The sequence below is a fragment of the Treponema sp. HNW genome (assembly GCF_050320395.1).
In the GTDB taxonomy this organism is placed as follows: domain Bacteria; phylum Spirochaetota; class Spirochaetia; order Treponematales; family Treponemataceae; genus Treponema_C.
Map to the genome: position 1 here is coordinate 369,006 of NZ_CP144459.1, position 15,453 is coordinate 384,458.

The 15,453-nt window shown below is 43.6% G+C and carries 15 protein-coding genes; 12 read left to right on the plus strand and 3 right to left on the minus strand.

All coding sequences use genetic code 11. The annotated features are described in order from the left end of the window. The first annotated feature begins 29 nt into the window (after nt 1-29). From V1L52_RS01690 to V1L52_RS01735, 10 genes are all read left to right on the plus strand, one after another. Nucleotides 30-149, plus strand: coding sequence for a sigma-70 factor domain-containing protein (locus V1L52_RS01690; protein ID WP_428770567.1), 120 nt, complete (start codon nt 30-32; stop codon nt 147-149). Nucleotides 150-167: 18 nt separating this feature from the next. Further along, nucleotides 168-845, plus strand: a complete 678-nt coding sequence (locus V1L52_RS01695; RefSeq protein WP_428770568.1) for a sigma-70 family RNA polymerase sigma factor — start codon at nt 168-170, stop codon at nt 843-845. Nucleotides 846-961: 116 nt separating this feature from the next. Continuing rightward, entirely contained in the window at nt 962-1,978 is a 1,017-nt protein-coding gene (locus V1L52_RS01700; RefSeq protein ID WP_428770569.1) for a divergent polysaccharide deacetylase family protein, read from the plus strand. A 10-nt stretch (nt 1,979-1,988) separates the two neighbouring features. Continuing rightward, a complete protein-coding gene (gene tsaD, locus V1L52_RS01705; RefSeq protein WP_428770570.1) occupies nt 1,989-3,008 on the plus strand; it encodes a tRNA (adenosine(37)-N6)-threonylcarbamoyltransferase complex transferase subunit TsaD in 1,020 nt (339 codons plus the stop codon). 195 nt (nt 3,009-3,203) lie between these two features. Further along, nucleotides 3,204-4,706 carry a xylulokinase gene (locus V1L52_RS01710; RefSeq protein ID WP_428770571.1) on the plus strand — a complete coding sequence of 501 codons (1,503 nt, stop codon included), beginning with the start codon at nt 3,204-3,206 and terminating at the stop codon, nt 4,704-4,706. Next, on the plus strand, nt 4,690-5,754 hold the full coding sequence (gene ulaG / locus V1L52_RS01715; protein WP_428770572.1) for an L-ascorbate 6-phosphate lactonase: 1,065 nt from the start codon (nt 4,690-4,692) through the stop codon (nt 5,752-5,754). Before V1L52_RS01710 ends, ulaG begins: the two co-directional genes overlap by 17 nt. A 174-nt stretch (nt 5,755-5,928) precedes the next feature. Further along, nucleotides 5,929-7,218, plus strand: a complete 1,290-nt coding sequence (locus V1L52_RS01720) for an ABC transporter substrate-binding protein (RefSeq protein ID WP_428770573.1) — start codon at nt 5,929-5,931, stop codon at nt 7,216-7,218. A gap of 138 nt (nt 7,219-7,356) precedes the next feature. Beyond that, complete coding sequence (locus V1L52_RS01725; RefSeq protein WP_428770574.1) at nt 7,357-8,184, plus strand: carbohydrate ABC transporter permease; 828 nt, start codon at nt 7,357-7,359, stop codon at nt 8,182-8,184. After that, the gene (locus V1L52_RS01730; RefSeq protein ID WP_428770575.1) at nt 8,181-9,005 is read left to right on the plus strand and encodes a carbohydrate ABC transporter permease; all 825 of its coding nucleotides are present in this window, start codon (nt 8,181-8,183) and stop codon (nt 9,003-9,005) included. Before V1L52_RS01725 ends, V1L52_RS01730 begins: the two co-directional genes overlap by 4 nt. Nucleotides 9,006-9,009: 4 nt before the next feature. Beyond that, the gene (locus V1L52_RS01735) at nt 9,010-10,320 is read left to right on the plus strand and encodes an alpha-L-fucosidase (protein WP_428770576.1); all 1,311 of its coding nucleotides are present in this window, start codon (nt 9,010-9,012) and stop codon (nt 10,318-10,320) included. A gap of 26 nt (nt 10,321-10,346) precedes the next feature. Here the strand turns inward: V1L52_RS01735 and V1L52_RS01740 are convergent, their stop codons facing one another. The 3 genes from V1L52_RS01740 to V1L52_RS01750 all read right to left on the minus strand — a co-directional run bounded on the left by V1L52_RS01740 (nt 10,347) and on the right by V1L52_RS01750 (nt 13,167). Further along, on the minus strand, nt 10,347-11,141 hold the full coding sequence (locus V1L52_RS01740; protein WP_428770577.1) for a DeoR/GlpR family DNA-binding transcription regulator: 795 nt from the start codon (nt 11,139-11,141) through the stop codon (nt 10,347-10,349). Then, complete coding sequence (locus V1L52_RS01745; protein ID WP_428770578.1) at nt 11,128-11,988, minus strand: L-ribulose-5-phosphate 3-epimerase; 861 nt, start codon at nt 11,986-11,988, stop codon at nt 11,128-11,130. The genes V1L52_RS01740 and V1L52_RS01745 overlap by 14 nt, the downstream gene beginning before the upstream one ends. 144 nt (nt 11,989-12,132) lie before the next feature. Continuing rightward, a complete protein-coding gene (locus tag V1L52_RS01750; RefSeq protein ID WP_428770579.1) occupies nt 12,133-13,167 on the minus strand; it encodes a hypothetical protein in 1,035 nt (344 codons plus the stop codon). Nucleotides 13,168-13,496: 329 nt separating this feature from the next. On the opposite strand from V1L52_RS01750, the gene aroF reads away from it, so the two are divergent. Further along, entirely contained in the window at nt 13,497-14,549 is a 1,053-nt protein-coding gene (gene aroF, locus V1L52_RS01755) for a 3-deoxy-7-phosphoheptulonate synthase (RefSeq protein ID WP_428770580.1), read from the plus strand. After that, entirely contained in the window at nt 14,546-15,448 is a 903-nt protein-coding gene (locus tag V1L52_RS01760) for a prephenate dehydrogenase (protein ID WP_428770581.1), read from the plus strand. The genes aroF and V1L52_RS01760 overlap by 4 nt, the downstream gene beginning before the upstream one ends. Nucleotides 15,449-15,453: the final 5 nt, after the last annotated feature.

The following is a 15,453-nucleotide window of genomic DNA, read 5'->3' on the forward strand; positions in this document are numbered from 1 at the left end:
TATAGATAGTCAGTAAGGGAGAAAACACTATGGAAGATAAAATTTATACGATGTACATTGAACAGTTGAAAAAGTTTCCTCTGCTTTCCCCCGAGCAGGAAAAAGAGTTGGCTCGTAAAATTCAAGACGGCGATGAAGGGGCGAAATAGGTATTAATCAATTCGAACTTGCGCCTTGTTGTTTCCGTTGCGCTTAAGTATTCAGGGCCTTCGGTTTCTACCATGGATTTGATACAGGAAGGAAATATGGGCTTGATGACGGCGGCTTCAAAGTTTTGTGAATCTTTTAACACCCGTTTTTCAACCTACGCCTATGTATGGATTACTCAATCGATACTGAGATTTATACGCTTAAAGGATACGGCAATTCCGCTGCCTGCACAAAAAGAAGAATCGGTACGTACCGTGATGGCCGCTCTTGATGAGTTAAGACAGCATTTTCACCGCGAGCCTACTGCTCGGGAAATTGCGGTATATTTGAATATGGATGAAGACAAGGTAAAAAAATTGCTTCAGTATAATTATGCCGTTGTCAGCCTCGATGAAAGGGTAAGTATTGAAGGCGGCTTAACATTTTCCGATTTGTTGGTAGATCAGTCCGAATGTACCGAAACAAAGGCATTAAACCGTATTTCGCGTTTGGAATGCGAAAATCTTATCCGCCGTTTACCGCGCAAAGAAAGCGCCGTTTTGCTCAATAAGTACAGGGCATCGATTTTCGGCGATAAAATCACTTTGCATCAACTCAGCTCAAAAATGGGCTTGGCTCCGGAAACAATCCGGCAAATAGAGCTGCGTGCCAGGGCAAAAATGCGCAAAGTATTGGACGAAGCACAAATCGGCTGATAAAAATCCTCCTGCCCCTGAAAGGAGTTCTATCGGAAACGGCCTTCTTTTAGGGGTTTTTGATTTTACCCCGACGATTGACATCGGTCGGGCAAACGGTTATTATAAATCATTGTATGAAAAGAAAATCTCCGCAAGTTAAAATTCCTAAAAAAAGACTGATACTCATAGGAGCGGCTCTTATTTTAGCGGGATTTGCCCTTCTTTTTTTCAGTACCGCCGTTAATGAAAAAAAACATACGGCGGAAACGGTGAGCGAACCTCCCGATGTTTCTTCTGCGGCAAAATCGGAACTGCCGGAGAAAAAAAGCGTTGAAAAGTCGGAGTCTTTGGCAATGGCTCCCCGCCCTGCCGATAAGCCCCTTCCCGCACTTCCTTCCGTTCCTGACAGTCCGAAAAAGCCCGCCGATAAGCCTCTTCCGGTACAACCCGAGTCTGTTGCTCCTCAAGTTCCTCCGCCGGTTAAAAAAAGCGGTAAGCTTATCTTTATATTTGACGATGCGGGAAACAGCTTAAAGCAGGCTAAGCCTTTTTTGGATTTGCCCTTTCCCCTCACGATTGCCGTGTTACCCGGTTTACCCGAGTCAAAAGCGACTGCGGCTGCGGTACGGGCTGCGGGAAAAGAAGTGTTTTTACATCAACCCATGCAGGCTGTAGACCTTTCAATCAATCCGGGGCCCGGCTCCATTCAGCCCGATATGACTACCGGAGAGGCGGCCCGTATTGTACGCAAAAATATCGCAGAAATCGCCCCGATTGCCGGCATGAATAACCACGAGGGTTCTCTTATAACCGCCGACCGCAAGCTTATCGGAGCGGTCCTCGATGTGTGTATAGATGAAAAAATCATGTTTTTGGATTCGCGCACCGGTCCGAAAACACAGGCCCCCTTTGCAGCCATGGAACGCGGTATGCATATATGGGAGCGCGATGTTTTTTTGGACAATAAGCCGGTAAAGGCGGAAATGCGTGCGATGATTGAAAAGGGGCTTGCAATAGCGGATAAAAAAGGCTATGCGATTATGATAGGACATGTGCAGACACCGCCTCTTGCCGCATTGCTGAATGAAATGTATACGGACCTGAAAAATCAGGGCTATGTTTTTACTACCTTGAGCCGTATGAAAAACTAAAGAGGAAACAATGAAAGTATTGGGTATAGAATCTTCCTGCGATGAAACGTCGGCCGCCGTAGTTGAAAACGGACGGCACATATTGAGCAATGTTGTCGCTACACAAATTCCCTTTCATGAAGTGTACAGCGGCGTTGTACCCGAAATTGCAAGCCGCAAGCATGCCGAATGGATTTTGCCTGTAGTACGGCGCGCCCTCGATGAAGCGGGCTTACAGATGACCGATATCGATGCGGTTGCGGCGACAAACCGTCCCGGTCTTATGGGCTCCCTTTTGGTCGGCTTGACCTTTGCAAAAACCCTTGCATGGTCGCTTAATAAACCCTTTATTGCGGTAAATCACATGCTCGGCCACTTGTATGCCGCCCATCTTGAGCAGGATATCGAATATCCGTATTTGGGACTTTTGGTTTCAGGCGGCCACAGTATTATTTGCAAAGTATCGAATTTTGACGATATAGAAGTACTGGGCACAACGGTTGACGATGCCGCAGGAGAAGCATTCGACAAGGTGGCAAAATTTTACGGTTTCGGTTATCCGGGGGGTGTTATTATCGACAAACTTGCAAAAAACGGAAATCCCGCCGCCGCCCGTTTTCCCCTTCCGTCCCTTCACAAGGGAGAATATTCGTATGACGTTTCGTATTCCGGCTTAAAAACCGCCGTTATAAATCAAATCGACCGTTTTTGGAATCCCGATTTTGAAAAAACGCCCGAAAATATTGCCGCCTCTTTTCAGGAAACGGCGGTCAAGATTTTATTAAGCCGTCTTTTTAAAGCCGTTGATGACACGGGCTTAAAAACGATTGTCGCAGGCGGCGGTGTTGCCGCCAATTCGCGTCTTAGGGCCCTGCTTGCCGAACGGAGCGATTTGCGTTGTATTTTTCCTTCTCTTAAATTATGTACCGACAACGGCGCAATGATTGCGGGTGTCGGATACCGCTATCTTGAACGCGGAGATACCAGTCCGTGGAATACCACCGCTTCGGCCAGGGTGAGCGGTTTTAAAAAAAGCGCATTACACGGATAAGATAAATTTCTGTCGCGGTTAAAAAGGGAAGTCCGGTCCGCCTGCGATTTAATGCCTTTAATCAGTTTCCGGCTGCTTTTATCCGTATTTTACGAATGATTTATGATTTATTTTAATTAAAACCTCCTAAAACAGTGTTTATTATTTGACAAAACTCAAAAAAGAACATATAGTGAACTTGTAAGGGAAGAAGGAATGATTGTTGTTGTTGATGCGGGAACTTCCAGTTTGCGGGTTTCGCTTGCGGATTCTTGCGGCACCATTGTATATTACAGTCAAAAAAAATACTCGTTATCTTATTCCGCATCCGGTTCGGCTGAAATGGATATGCATGTGTTTACTGAGTTTTTATGGTCGGCTTTGGAAGAGGCTGCGCGCTATGTAAAAGATAATGCAGTCCGTATAGAGGGCTTTGCGGTTACCGCTCAGCGTTCGTCCGTCATAGCGGTTGATAAATGCGGTAATCCCCTTTCTTGTGCCGTAATGTGGCAGGATACACGGGCCTGTACTATATGTACCGAATTAAAGGAGGAAGAAGCACATATATATTCGATTACGGGCATGCGTCTTTCTCCGGTTTTTTCCGCTCCCAAAATGCGGTGGTTTAAAGAAAATAAACCGGACATATACCGGAAAGCGTATAAATTAATCGGCTTTTGCGAATATACGTTGTTTCAGCTATGCGGAACTTTTGCAACCGATACATCAATTGCAAGCCGTACCTCCCTCTTTAATATTGCCGAATCGGATTGGGCCGATGAACTTATTGCATTATTCGGAATCGAAAAAGAAAAACTTTGTCCTCTTATACCGGTCGGTTCCGTTGCGGGCAAAACGACCGAACGTATATCCGCTCTATACGGTATAACCGAACCGCTGCCCGTTATTTCTGCAGGAGGCGATCAACAATGTGCGGCCTTGGGACTCGGCTGTATTTCCGCAGGGGATGTTATGATAAATACGGGTACGGGAGCCTTTGTACTCGGTCTTGTCGATAAGCCCGTCTATGCGTTCGAAAACGGCGTAAGCTGCAATGTATCCGCCATAAACGGACTGTGGGTAGCGGAAGGGAGCGTGTTAAGTGCGGGTAAAACTCTCGATTGGGTTAACGACCGGTTTTTTGCATCTTCCGATGAAAAATGCAAATATGAGAATTTTACACAAGCCTGTTCTCTTTCGCCTCCCGGGGCGAACGGACTGCGTTTTTCCGTTCATTTTGCGGGAAAGGGAACTCCGTTTTGGCGCCCGGAAGCACGGGGAGCGCTCTACGGTTTGAATTTTAATGCCGGCAAAAATGATATTGCCCGTGCGGCTTTGGAAGGAATTGCCGCCGCTGTAGGCGAGTGTTTTGCCTGTGTCGAAAAATCAATGGAAATCGTTTGTCCTGTTGTTCGTATTTCAGGAGGACTTGCAAAAGATGCTTTGTTTATGCACATACAAGCCGCCGTTTTGGGGAGGCGGATTATGTATACGCAAAAAAGCGAAGCTACCACCTGCGGCGCATGGATAAGTGCCGCTTGCGCCCTCGGTTTATATTCCGATCACAGGCAGGCCTTTGATGCACTAAGTACACAGGCGGAGATTTCGTGTTTTGAAAGTACCTTGGAAGAACAAGCTATGTATAGACAGCTTGTTTTGGAATTAACATCTAAAGATAAAAATCAATTTGAGGAGACAATCTATGGCAAAAATCGATGAAATAACCAGAGAGTCCTGGATATTGGACTCTTTTCCCGAATGGGGAACATGGTTGAATGAAGAAATTGAAGAAGAAATTGTCCGGCCGAATACGGTAGCAATGTGGTGGCTCGGAAATGTAGGGCTTTGGGTCAAAACCCCCGGAGGGGCAAATATCTGTACCGACCTTTGGTGCGGCAAGGGAAAACGTACAAAAAAAGTAAAAGATATGGTTGCAGGGCATCAAATGGCCAATATGGGAGGCTGCCGAAGATTGCAGCCCAATTTACGCAGTTCCGTTTTTGTTATCGATCCCTTTGCAATCAAACATGTCGACGCGGTTTTATCCACTCATTATCATCAGGATCATATAGACCCCAATGTTGCCGCCCATGTGGTAAAAAATCTTGATTCGTCCATTCCCTTTATCGGCCCGAAAAAATCGGTTGAACTGTGGGTAAAATGGGGTGTACCGGAGGAAAGATGTATTGTTGTAAAACCCGGCGATTCGGTTAAAATCAAGGACACCGAAATCCTTGCTCTTGATTCGTTTGACAGAACATGTTTGGTTACTACCGACGGATATCAGGATATACGGGGTATTTGTCCGAGCGATATGGATGATAAGGCGGTAAATTTTTTGTTTAAAACACCCGGAGGAAATATTTACCACAGCGGGGATTCCCATTACTCTATTTATTTTGCAAAGCACGGCAAGGATCATAAAATAGACATAGCCTTGGGCAGTTACGGAGAAAATCCCGTCGGTATTCAGGATAAAATGACCAGTGTCGATATGCTGCGAATGGCCGAAGCTTTAAATTGTGCGGTTTTAATTCCGGTTCATTATGATGTATGGTCGAATTTTATGCCCGACTTGAACGAAATTAAGGTTTTGTGGGATATGAAAAAAGATCGGCTCGGTTATAAATTTCATCCGTTTTTTTGGGAAGTAGGCGGAAAATACGTTTATCCGACCGATAAGGATAAAATCCATTACCACCACGACCGCGGCTTTCACGACTGTTTTGAGTATGAGCCGAATACGCCGTTCCGGTCGATTTTATAACAAAATAAGATTGTTATATGATTGAAAGGTGGTTGATTTGAACTTTTTTAAGTAAAAAATGAACGAATAATGAATATTTTGTTTGACAAATTGATAATTTCATGCAATTATATTTATATAGGATAATATAAAGTTCCTATATATCGTGATTCAACCAAGAAAAAGGAGAAAAGGATGAAAAAAATCTTAGCAGTCGTTTTGGGAATGTGTTTGACTGTTGCTGTACTGAGTGCCGGAGGGACAAAGGATGGATCAAAATCCGACGATAAGCCGATTACAATACGGCTTTCCAGTCGCTGGGGAGGAGAAGATGCGCTTGCCGTGTACTTCCGCCAGAAGATAGAGGAATTCAATGCTCAAAATAACGGCATTGTCATTGTCGGCGATCATGTTACGGAAGAAAAAGCTTACTTTGATAAACTGGGCTCGCAGTTTGCAGCAGGTACGCAGCCCGAAATATTCATTGAATACGGCGGCACAAGACTGAAAGATTATGTTGAAAGCGGTGTACTTCTCGACTTAACTCCTTACCTTGATGCGGACCCGCAGTGGAAAAACAGCTTTTTACCCCTTTTTGAAAAATGGACCTTTTCAAATCCTAAAGGTGTATACGGTGTTCCCGTTATGCTGTATGCAATTGTTTTATATGCCAATGCCGATTTGCTTAAACAACACGGATTGTCCGTTCCTACAACATTTTCAGAACTCGAGAATGTATGTGCGGCCTTGGTAAAAAAGGGTGTTTCTCCCTTTTTACTCGGAGAAAAGAATAATTTCCGTGCAGGGCATTTGTTAAATAATCTTGTATTAAAATCATACGGTCCCGACGCCGTCAGCGCTTTGGCAAACAGAAGCTTAAAATATAATGGCCCGGAGATGCTGAGTCTTTATGCCAAGATAAAAGAATTTAACGATAAAGGTTATTTCGGAAAGAATGCAATCGGTGTCGATAACAACGGTGAAAAGGCCGCTTTCCTTTCAGGACAGACCGCATTCCGCTATGACGGCGCATGGTTTGTAAGTGATGTTTCCGCATCTCCCGTAGGCAAGGGTGTTAAAATCGTTGCTTTTCCCGGTATAAATCCTAAATATGACGGAGCATTTCAAGGCGGTGCGGGACAGGGTTTCAGCATTGCAAAAAAAGATGCAAAAACAAACGAAGCTGCAGTTAAAGTTGTCAAATTTCTTACCAGTCAGGAATATTATGCCGGTTTGGAAAAAGCATGCAGCGGAGGAATTTATCCTGTCAAATTTACTTCTTTAAAAGATACTGTTGTTAACGATTTGACGATTCAAGTAAAATCGGTTATAGCAAATGCAACGGCGTATAAAGACGATATTCAAAACTACGATTCGGAAACCCATATGCTTAATACTGTACGTACCGCTTTACAGGGCTTGTTCATCGGAGACACCCCCGAACAGGTAGGGACAAATATTACACAGCGCATGAAAAATAAATAAGGTTTTTTTAGCGACTACGGAACTGTCTAAAAGCAGTCTGATTTTTGGACAGTCCGTATTTTATGATTAGAGTATAAGAAGGACATAGTGAAAACTGTTATTAAAAGAGTTTATTCGCTGTTATATTTATTACCTGCCTTGACATTATTTTGTATTTTTCTACTGAATCCGATCTTTCAGGCGGTTATACAGTCTTTTTATTCGTGGAAGGGCATTGCAAGTGCTCCTATGATTTTTGTAGGCCTAAAAAATTATAAAGAGATTTTACAGGCTCCTCAATTCTGGCTTGCTATGAAAAACTCCGGTATTTTTTTAATCGGCGGTTTTGTTGTATTAATGCCGTTGGCATTTTTGCTCGCAACGATTATTACCTCTTCCCTGCCGTGGACAAGGTTTTTTAAAACGGCTTTTTTTATGCCTATTATGCTTCCTTTGACTGCCGTTGGTCTTATGTGGGTTTATATTCTTGAACCCAATTGGGGCTTGCTCAATTCTGTGTTATTGAAATTGGGTGGAGAAGGCTTTACCCGCAATTGGCTGGGGAATCCGAAATTGAACGTTATAACCGTCGTGCTGGTAAATGAATGGACTTATGCGGGTTTTAATATGCTGATTTTTGCATCGGGTCTTGTTTCGATACCTCAAGAATTGTATGAAGCCGCTACTATTGACGGTGCCGATAAGCGGCAAAAACTTTTTTATGTCACCTTACCGATGATGAAAGGATATTTTAAAATCTTCTCCGTTTTATGTGTTACCGGCTGTCTTAAAACGTTTGATCTTATGTTTTCAATGACCGGTGGAGGTCCCAACGGAAGCTCGGAGGTTCCCGCAACACTGCTGTATAATGAGGCGTTTGTTTTTAAAAATTTCGGACACGGCAATACGATAGGCACTATTATTTTATTAACCGGTTTTGTTTTAAGTTTGATGTTGAATAAATTTTTCCAAGAGGATATCGGATGAAATTAAAACGCGGACAGTATTTTTTATTTATCTTCGGAATACTATGGTCTGTGATTACCATTTACCCTTTATTTGTGAGCTTTCTATGTTCGCTTAAAGATAATCAAGGGATATTCGGACAGATGTTTGCATTGCCGAGAACTGTTATTTGGCAAAACTATTATGACGCTCTTTTTGCGGCGAAGATTTTTCGCGGCGTATGGAACTCGCTCAAACTTGCCGTTGGAACAACAATGTCTGTATGTACAATAGCGCTTTTTGCGTCATATGCATTATCTCGTGATAACTTTAAATTTATTCGCCCCCTCTATCTGCTATTTTTAACCGGAGTTATGATTCCTATTCACACTACTATTATACCTATATCAAAATTGGCTGCGCAGCTTCAAGGGGCAAATAAACATTGGATGCTTATTTTAGTATATACAACATTTCAGCTGCCTCAGGCAATCTTTTTGATCACCGGATATCTTAACGGGGTAAGCAGAGAACTTGATGAAGCTGCCATAATTGACGGGTGCGGCAGACTGGGCATTTTATTAAGAATAATGCTGCCTGTGTGTACGCCTATAATTGCTACCGTAGCTATTTTATCTTTTATTTACGGTTACAGTGAACTTGTCTTTTCGGTTATTCTATTACATGCTCCCGAAAAATATCCTATATCACGAAGTTTAATGTATTTTACCGGTGATTATTCTATACGGATGGGCCCCGTTTTTGCTTCAATTATTATCGCGGTGTTACCGATGATTATTATCTATTTATTATTTCATGAAAATGTTCAGCGCGGTATGCTCGCCGGTGCTGTGAAAGGGTAAAAGTATGTCTTATAAAGAAGAACGCAATAAGCGGACTGCTTGGATGATGCACGATCGTTTTGGCTTGTTTATTCATTGGGGCCTATATGCCGTTCCCGCTATCGGAGAATGGAAGCAATCGTATGAACGTATCCCGACCGAAGAATATAAAAAATATTTTGATGAATTTGATCCGGTAGATTACAATCCGGCTGAATGGGCAAAAGCAGCTGCAGCGGCCGGTATGAAATATGCGGTACTTACGGCAAAACATCATGAAGGGTTTTGTCTGTTTGACAGCGCATATACCGATTTTAAATCAACAAATACAAAATGCAAAAAAGATCTTGTGCGCGAGTATGTTGATGCATTTCGGTCGGTCGGCTTGAAAATAGGCTTGTATTATTCACTCTTTGATTGGCACCATAAAGATTATCCTCACTACGGTGATTTATATCATCCTATGCGTGATAACGAATCTTATAAAGATTATCAATATAATTTCGATAATTATTTGGCATATATGCATAACCAAGTTAGGGAACTGCTTACAAATTACGGAAAAATAGACTTGTTTTGGTTTGATAATTCTTATGGGAAAATGGTAGGCGAGGTATGGAAGTCGACCGAGTTGGTTATTATGATGCGTTCTTTGCAGCCCGATATTATTTTGAATAATCGCCTTGAGGTTAATGCTTCTTCCAGAGGAAGTATCGGAACCTCCAATCCTTCCGTTTTCAGCGGGGATTTTGTTGCCCCTGAGCAAATTGTTCCGCCTCAAGGAATTTGTGATGATACCGGAGAGCCTTTACCATGGGAAGCGAATTGTACGATGAACAATAACTGGGGATATGTAACGGGCACGGCACATTATAAATCGGCCAAAGTTCTTATACGCAAACTTGTTGAATGCGTGAGCAAAGGCGGAAATCTTCTGGTTAATGTGGGGCCCGACGGAAGGGGAAATATTCCGGAAAAGTCTATCAAAATAATGAAACGTATGGCCCATTGGATGAAAAAATATTCCGACAGTTTATACGGCTGCGGCCGCTCAGTATTCTCAAAACCTGAATGGGGGTATTACACTCAAAAAGGGAACACCGTATATGCACATATTTTTGACCAGTGTATAGGGCCCATCCCTTTGCAAATACCGACATCCCGCATTAAAAGCATACATAATATGTATGACTATAGTGAAGTACCGATTGTCAGACCCTGGACTACACAGCTTTTTCCGGATTATACCTTCGTAAATTTCGGTAATCCGCCTCAGGCAACCTTTGAACTTGCAGATGAAATAGACACCGTTTTGAAAATCGAATTGACGAATTAACCGTCAACTCGATTATTTTCAAGTCTCTACATGGCAGGGGCGTCTTCATCCGCCATAACAACTTGAATACCCTGCTGCCGTATTTTTTCGATTTCGGCCGGTAAGGCGGAAGAATCGGTGATAACAAGGTCTATGCCGGTAATATGTGCAGTGTTAAAGCTGAATGTTTTACCCAGTTTGGAGCCGTCACAGGCGATAATTTTGAGTCCCTTGCTTTGCTTGAGGAATTCCTGATTGATCATCGTTTCAGGGTAATAAGCGGTTGTTACACCCTCTGCTGCGGACAAGCCGTTAACGCCTAAAACGGTAACCGATGAAAATATCTTATTGATAAGATATGTGGCAAGTACGCCCGAGTAAGAAAGATTTTTTGCATTGAATTCGCCCCCCGTTGCGATAAGAGATGCATTTGTATTTCTTAAAACAATTGAAGCGAGAGAATTATTTGTAACTACGGTAATATGTTTATCTTTGATTGCCTTAATGATTTCAAAGGTGGTGGTTCCGGCATTCAAAAATACGGTATCTCCGTCTTTTATATAGCGTGCGGCTATTTGTGCGATTTGCCGCTTTTGTTCCTGTGCTATCGTATTTTTGCTGGAATACTCGGGCGTGTCATCATGCCGGACAATGAGCCGGGCGCCGCCGTGAAAACGCTCTACTATACCCATCTTTGCCAAGGCTTCAAAATCACGGCGTACCGTAAGTTCGGAAATATCGAGCTTTGTACTCAGTTCCGTTACATAGAGCGGGTTTTTTTCATTGAATATTTCTATAATACGCTGATGACGACGGTTTACCGTTTCTTTACTTTGCTTCATTAAGGATTCCTTTTTCGGTAAGCAGGGGAGTGAAATAGGCATGCGCTTTTTTTATATCGTCCTTCCAATTCGGATTTCCTAAATACCAGAATTCCGTAACATAGCGGCGTACGCCCATATCCCATGCCGTATCTATCGCTTTTGAAAAATCTACACAACCCTCGCCGTACATCATGTTTCGATATTTCCCCGGTTCGGTTTCTTTTAGGTGGAGTTCCGAAATATGCCCCGCCGCGGTTTTTAAATCTTCCCAAACATCATGGCCGTATAAAAGGGCCGCATTATTTAAATTCCCTATATCCGGATATACTTGCAGATAGCAGGAATTAATCCGCTTAACGTAATATACGGCTTTTGCGGTTGTATCCATAAAAGGCGTTTCCATTGTTTCAAAGGCTAATATAATGCCGGCTTTTGCGGCCATTTCCGCACTTTTTGCCAGATTTTCCAAAAAAAGTCTTTGCGTATGTTCGTTTCCCTTTTCATAATATACGTCGTAGCCTGCAAGCTGAATTTGACGAATTCCCAATGCCGCCGAAAGGTCGAGTGCTTTTTGCATAATATCCAAACTTTTTTGTCTTACGGCGGTATTTTCGCTTCCGAGAGGATATTTCCGATGAGCGGATAAGCACATAGAGCGGATAGGAACTCCGGTTACCGACATAAGGTTATTCAGATAATTCAATTCCGCCTTACTCATATTCAGCCGTGCAATTTTTTCATCGGTTTCGTCAATGCTTATTTGTAAAAAATCAAAGCCGCAGTCACCGGCGATTATGAGCTTTTGCTCCATGCCGAGTTCGCCGGGTAAGGCTTTTTCATATAAACCCAATTCATACAATTTCATCTTTTTCTTTCCTTAAAATAAAACAGCTCAACAAAGTATCAACCTTGGAAGCAGTTTTATTTGTGCTTTCGCAACGCAAGCAAGCTGCGCTGTTTTAGACGCTTACTTTAAACCTTCCTTAGCAGAACCCGTTTTTCTATCCGATTACGGTTCCAATCGGTAAAAGGCAATTTCATTTATTTCTCTGTTTGTCGATACAAGATAGTCGATCCCCTGAACATCGTATACGAGTACGTTTGTACTGCCGCAGTCTTTATCCAATACTTCCGCCTTATATGTACCGTCCTCGTAAAAAAATGCATATAAGTCGCGGCTGTCTCCTTTACGGTGTCCGATTACGGCAAGATTTTTGTCTTTTATTTTTCCCGCCCAAATCGAATGAACGAAGGGGAGCTTTTCGGGATGCTCATATACACAAGTCCACTGCCCGTTTTTTTGTTTAAAGATTTTTACGGTATCGCCGTGGAAAGGAGAGAGGGTTATCATTTCATCCCGGCCGTCGCCGTCAAAATCGGTAAAGGCAATGTCGCTGACGGGTTCGCCGATAAGCTGTCTTATTGTCCAGTCGGTTTTGCCTGTTTGGGGAGGATGCATTTCAAATACTCCGGTATGGCAGGAAATAACCGAATAATCGCCCTGCGTATCGGTACGTCTTATATATCCGTGGTTTTTCAACAAACCGTCCGCTATGAGCCGAGGTTTTAAATCCTGTTCTCCCGATAAGTTTTCAGGTAATTCGCATGCCAAATATTGACCGGGATAACGCCAATCTTCTTTATATTCACAGGCTTTTTTTATCGTTGCGCATACCAAATAACGCTTGTTTTGCGAAACAAGAACGTCAAAGCGATGCGCATAGGGAACCTTCGCTATTGTTTTTGTCTGCCAATTCTTTTGTGCAGGCTGTACCGAAACAATACATGCCTTATCCCCGTCATTCGGAGAAAACATATTTTTAGTTGCCAAAAAAGAACCGTCTTTGTCGTTTAGCGGTACAATGGACATGGTTCCGCTGGGGCCCTGCCATATTGTTTCTACAAATTGCCCCTCTTCGGTAAACAAAAGACAGGCGCCTTCTTTTTCGGCCGCAATAACAATATGGGGTTTATCCCTATATAGTATTCGCCCTATTGCATAACATTTATCGAGCGGATAGGTTGATGTTTTTATTGCTTTCATAATCTTCCTTACAATTATTCATAAAACAACCATAATAAGGTCTTTTAAGAACAATTCCATTATAAACTATAATAAAAAATAGTCAATGAAAAATAAACGATTATGCGCCTTGACACCGGGATTTTCTTGGGCTAAAATAAAACCGTGAATATAAAACATACTTACTCCTATTATTACTTGTATTGTTCTCGTCGAACGGAGCGGTATTTTATGCATTCGGTTGCATAAGGCCGAAGGTATTGTTTTACCGAAAGACTCCGTTGAGGAGTCTTTTTTTATTTTACAGGAGGATGCACGTTTCCGTACTCTGAAGGAAGCGGCAAAAGCTTATGATTATCGTTATAAAACCTCGTACAAACGAAAAAGATTTGGACGATTTTCTTGCGTTTTTAAAAACAAAGGGAACCGATGTTCACGTTTCGCGCGGAGAAAATACCACGATTGTAGGGCTCATAGGAGATACTTCGCGTATGAGCGAGGAAACGTTACGCGCTCATGATGTTGTCGCTCAGGTTGTTCGTGTGCAGGAGCCCTATAAGATGGCCAACCGCAAATTCCATCCGGACGATACGGTCATAGAATGCGGTTTGCCGGATTCGGCAGGGGAAGTTTCCCCGCGTGCGGCATCTTCCCGCCGTTTCGGTGGCGGAGGTTTTGCCGTTATTGCCGGTCCCTGTTCGGTTGAAAGCGAAGCACAGCTTACCTCGATTGCCGAAGAAGTAAAAAAAAGCGGAGCGGGCTTTTTGCGCGGCGGGGCTTTTAAACCGCGTACTTCTCCCTATGCCTTTCAGGGCTTGGGCGCCGAAGGCATCCGGCTTTTGGAAGCCGCAAAAAAAGCGACGGGGCTTCCGATTGTAACCGAACTTATGAATATCAGGCATTTGGACGAATTCCGCGATGTGGATGTGATTCAAGTCGGCGCGCGCAATATGCAAAACTTCGATTTATTAAAAGAGCTGGGCGGCTGCGGCAAACCGATTTTGCTTAAGCGCGGTCTTTCGGCTACGATAAAAGAACTGCTTATGTCCGCCGAATACATTATGGCATCGGGAAACGAGCGCGTTATTTTATGCGAACGCGGTATCCGCACCTTCGATTCGTACACGCGCAATACCCTCGACGTAAGCGCCGTTCCCTACCTTAAAAAAGTAACGCACTTGCCCGTGATTATAGATCCGAGCCACGCATGCGGCATAAACTGGATGGTGCATACCCTGTCGAAAGCCGCCTTTGCCGTAGGGGCGGACGGTGTGATGATTGAAGTGCACAACAACCCTTCATGCGCCCTTTGCGACGGAGAACAGGCCGTTACCCCTTTTGAATTCGATGAAATTATGCAGTCTTTAAAAAAATATGCGCAAGCCGAGGGGCGCTGTCTGTGAAAGTGTACGGTTTTGTCGGCTTGGGGCTTATGGGCGGCTCTTTTGCAAAGGCCGTGCGCCGCTTCAGCCGCGCTTCATTACCCGATTCCGCAGCCTGTTGTGCCGATGAGGATATTAAAGCGTCGAAGATTTTCGCCTGCGACACAAACGGACAGGTGCTGAATCAAGCCCTTGCCGACGGCACGATAGATGAAGCGTTTACGGCCGAGCAGGCAGGCAATATGCTTGAGAACTGCGATGTTGTGTTTATATGCCTGTATCCCCGTCTTACCGCCGATTTTATATTAAAGCATGAAGCTTCGTTTAAAGCGGGCGCCCTGATAACCGACATAGGCGGCGTAAAAAAAGCGGCGGAAAAACGGCTCGACACATTTAAGCGGCGCGACGTGCATCTTATTTTGGGTCATCCCATGGCCGGAAGCGAAAAAGAAGGTTATGAACATTCGTCCGCCGATATATTTACAGGACGCAATTATATTGTAATAAGTTCTCCTGTGCAGGATAAGTCCGCTTCCGATACTCTGCTGCGCATTATAAAGGCTATGGGGTTCGGCCGCATTATACACACCGACGGAGCAACCCACGACCGTAAAATCGCCTTTACCTCCCAGCTTTGCCATGTTATCGCCTCCGCCCTTGTAGACAGTGCCGAAGATACGGAAATTACCGCATTCGGCGGGGGCAGTTACGAGGATTTAACCCGTATTGCAATGATTAACGCCCCCTTGTGGACGGAACTTTTTTGTGAAAACGATGAAGCTTTACTTTTGCATATCGGGCAATTCGAACAATCTCTTGCAAAACTGCGCCTCTTAATCCAAGAGGGCGAAAAGGAAAAACTCTGCGCTTTTTTAAAAAAGATACGGGAAAAGCGTATTGCAATGAGTACGCTAAAATAGTATGA

Excerpts from the sequence above, each read along its gene's own strand:
- V1L52_RS01690 (WP_428770567.1), top strand. The coding sequence starts at position 30 with ATGGAAGATAAAATTTATACGATGTACATTGAACAGTTGAAAAAGTTT.
- V1L52_RS01700 (WP_428770569.1), top strand. The coding sequence starts at position 962 with ATGAAAAGAAAATCTCCGCAAGTTAAAATTCCTAAAAAAAGACTGATA.
- tsaD (WP_428770570.1), top strand. The coding sequence starts at position 1,989 with ATGAAAGTATTGGGTATAGAATCTTCCTGCGATGAAACGTCGGCCGCC.
- V1L52_RS01710 (WP_428770571.1), top strand. The coding sequence starts at position 3,204 with ATGATTGTTGTTGTTGATGCGGGAACTTCCAGTTTGCGGGTTTCGCTT.
- ulaG (WP_428770572.1), top strand. The coding sequence starts at position 4,690 with ATGGCAAAAATCGATGAAATAACCAGAGAGTCCTGGATATTGGACTCT.
- V1L52_RS01720 (WP_428770573.1), top strand. The coding sequence starts at position 5,929 with ATGAAAAAAATCTTAGCAGTCGTTTTGGGAATGTGTTTGACTGTTGCT.
- V1L52_RS01730 (WP_428770575.1), top strand. The coding sequence starts at position 8,181 with ATGAAATTAAAACGCGGACAGTATTTTTTATTTATCTTCGGAATACTA.
- V1L52_RS01735 (WP_428770576.1), top strand. The coding sequence starts at position 9,010 with ATGTCTTATAAAGAAGAACGCAATAAGCGGACTGCTTGGATGATGCAC.
- V1L52_RS01740 (WP_428770577.1), bottom strand. The coding sequence starts at position 11,141 with ATGAAGCAAAGTAAAGAAACGGTAAACCGTCGTCATCAGCGTATTATA.
- V1L52_RS01745 (WP_428770578.1), bottom strand. The coding sequence starts at position 11,988 with ATGAAATTGTATGAATTGGGTTTATATGAAAAAGCCTTACCCGGCGAA.
- V1L52_RS01750 (WP_428770579.1), bottom strand. The coding sequence starts at position 13,167 with ATGAAAGCAATAAAAACATCAACCTATCCGCTCGATAAATGTTATGCA.
- aroF (WP_428770580.1), top strand. The coding sequence starts at position 13,497 with ATGATTATCGTTATAAAACCTCGTACAAACGAAAAAGATTTGGACGAT.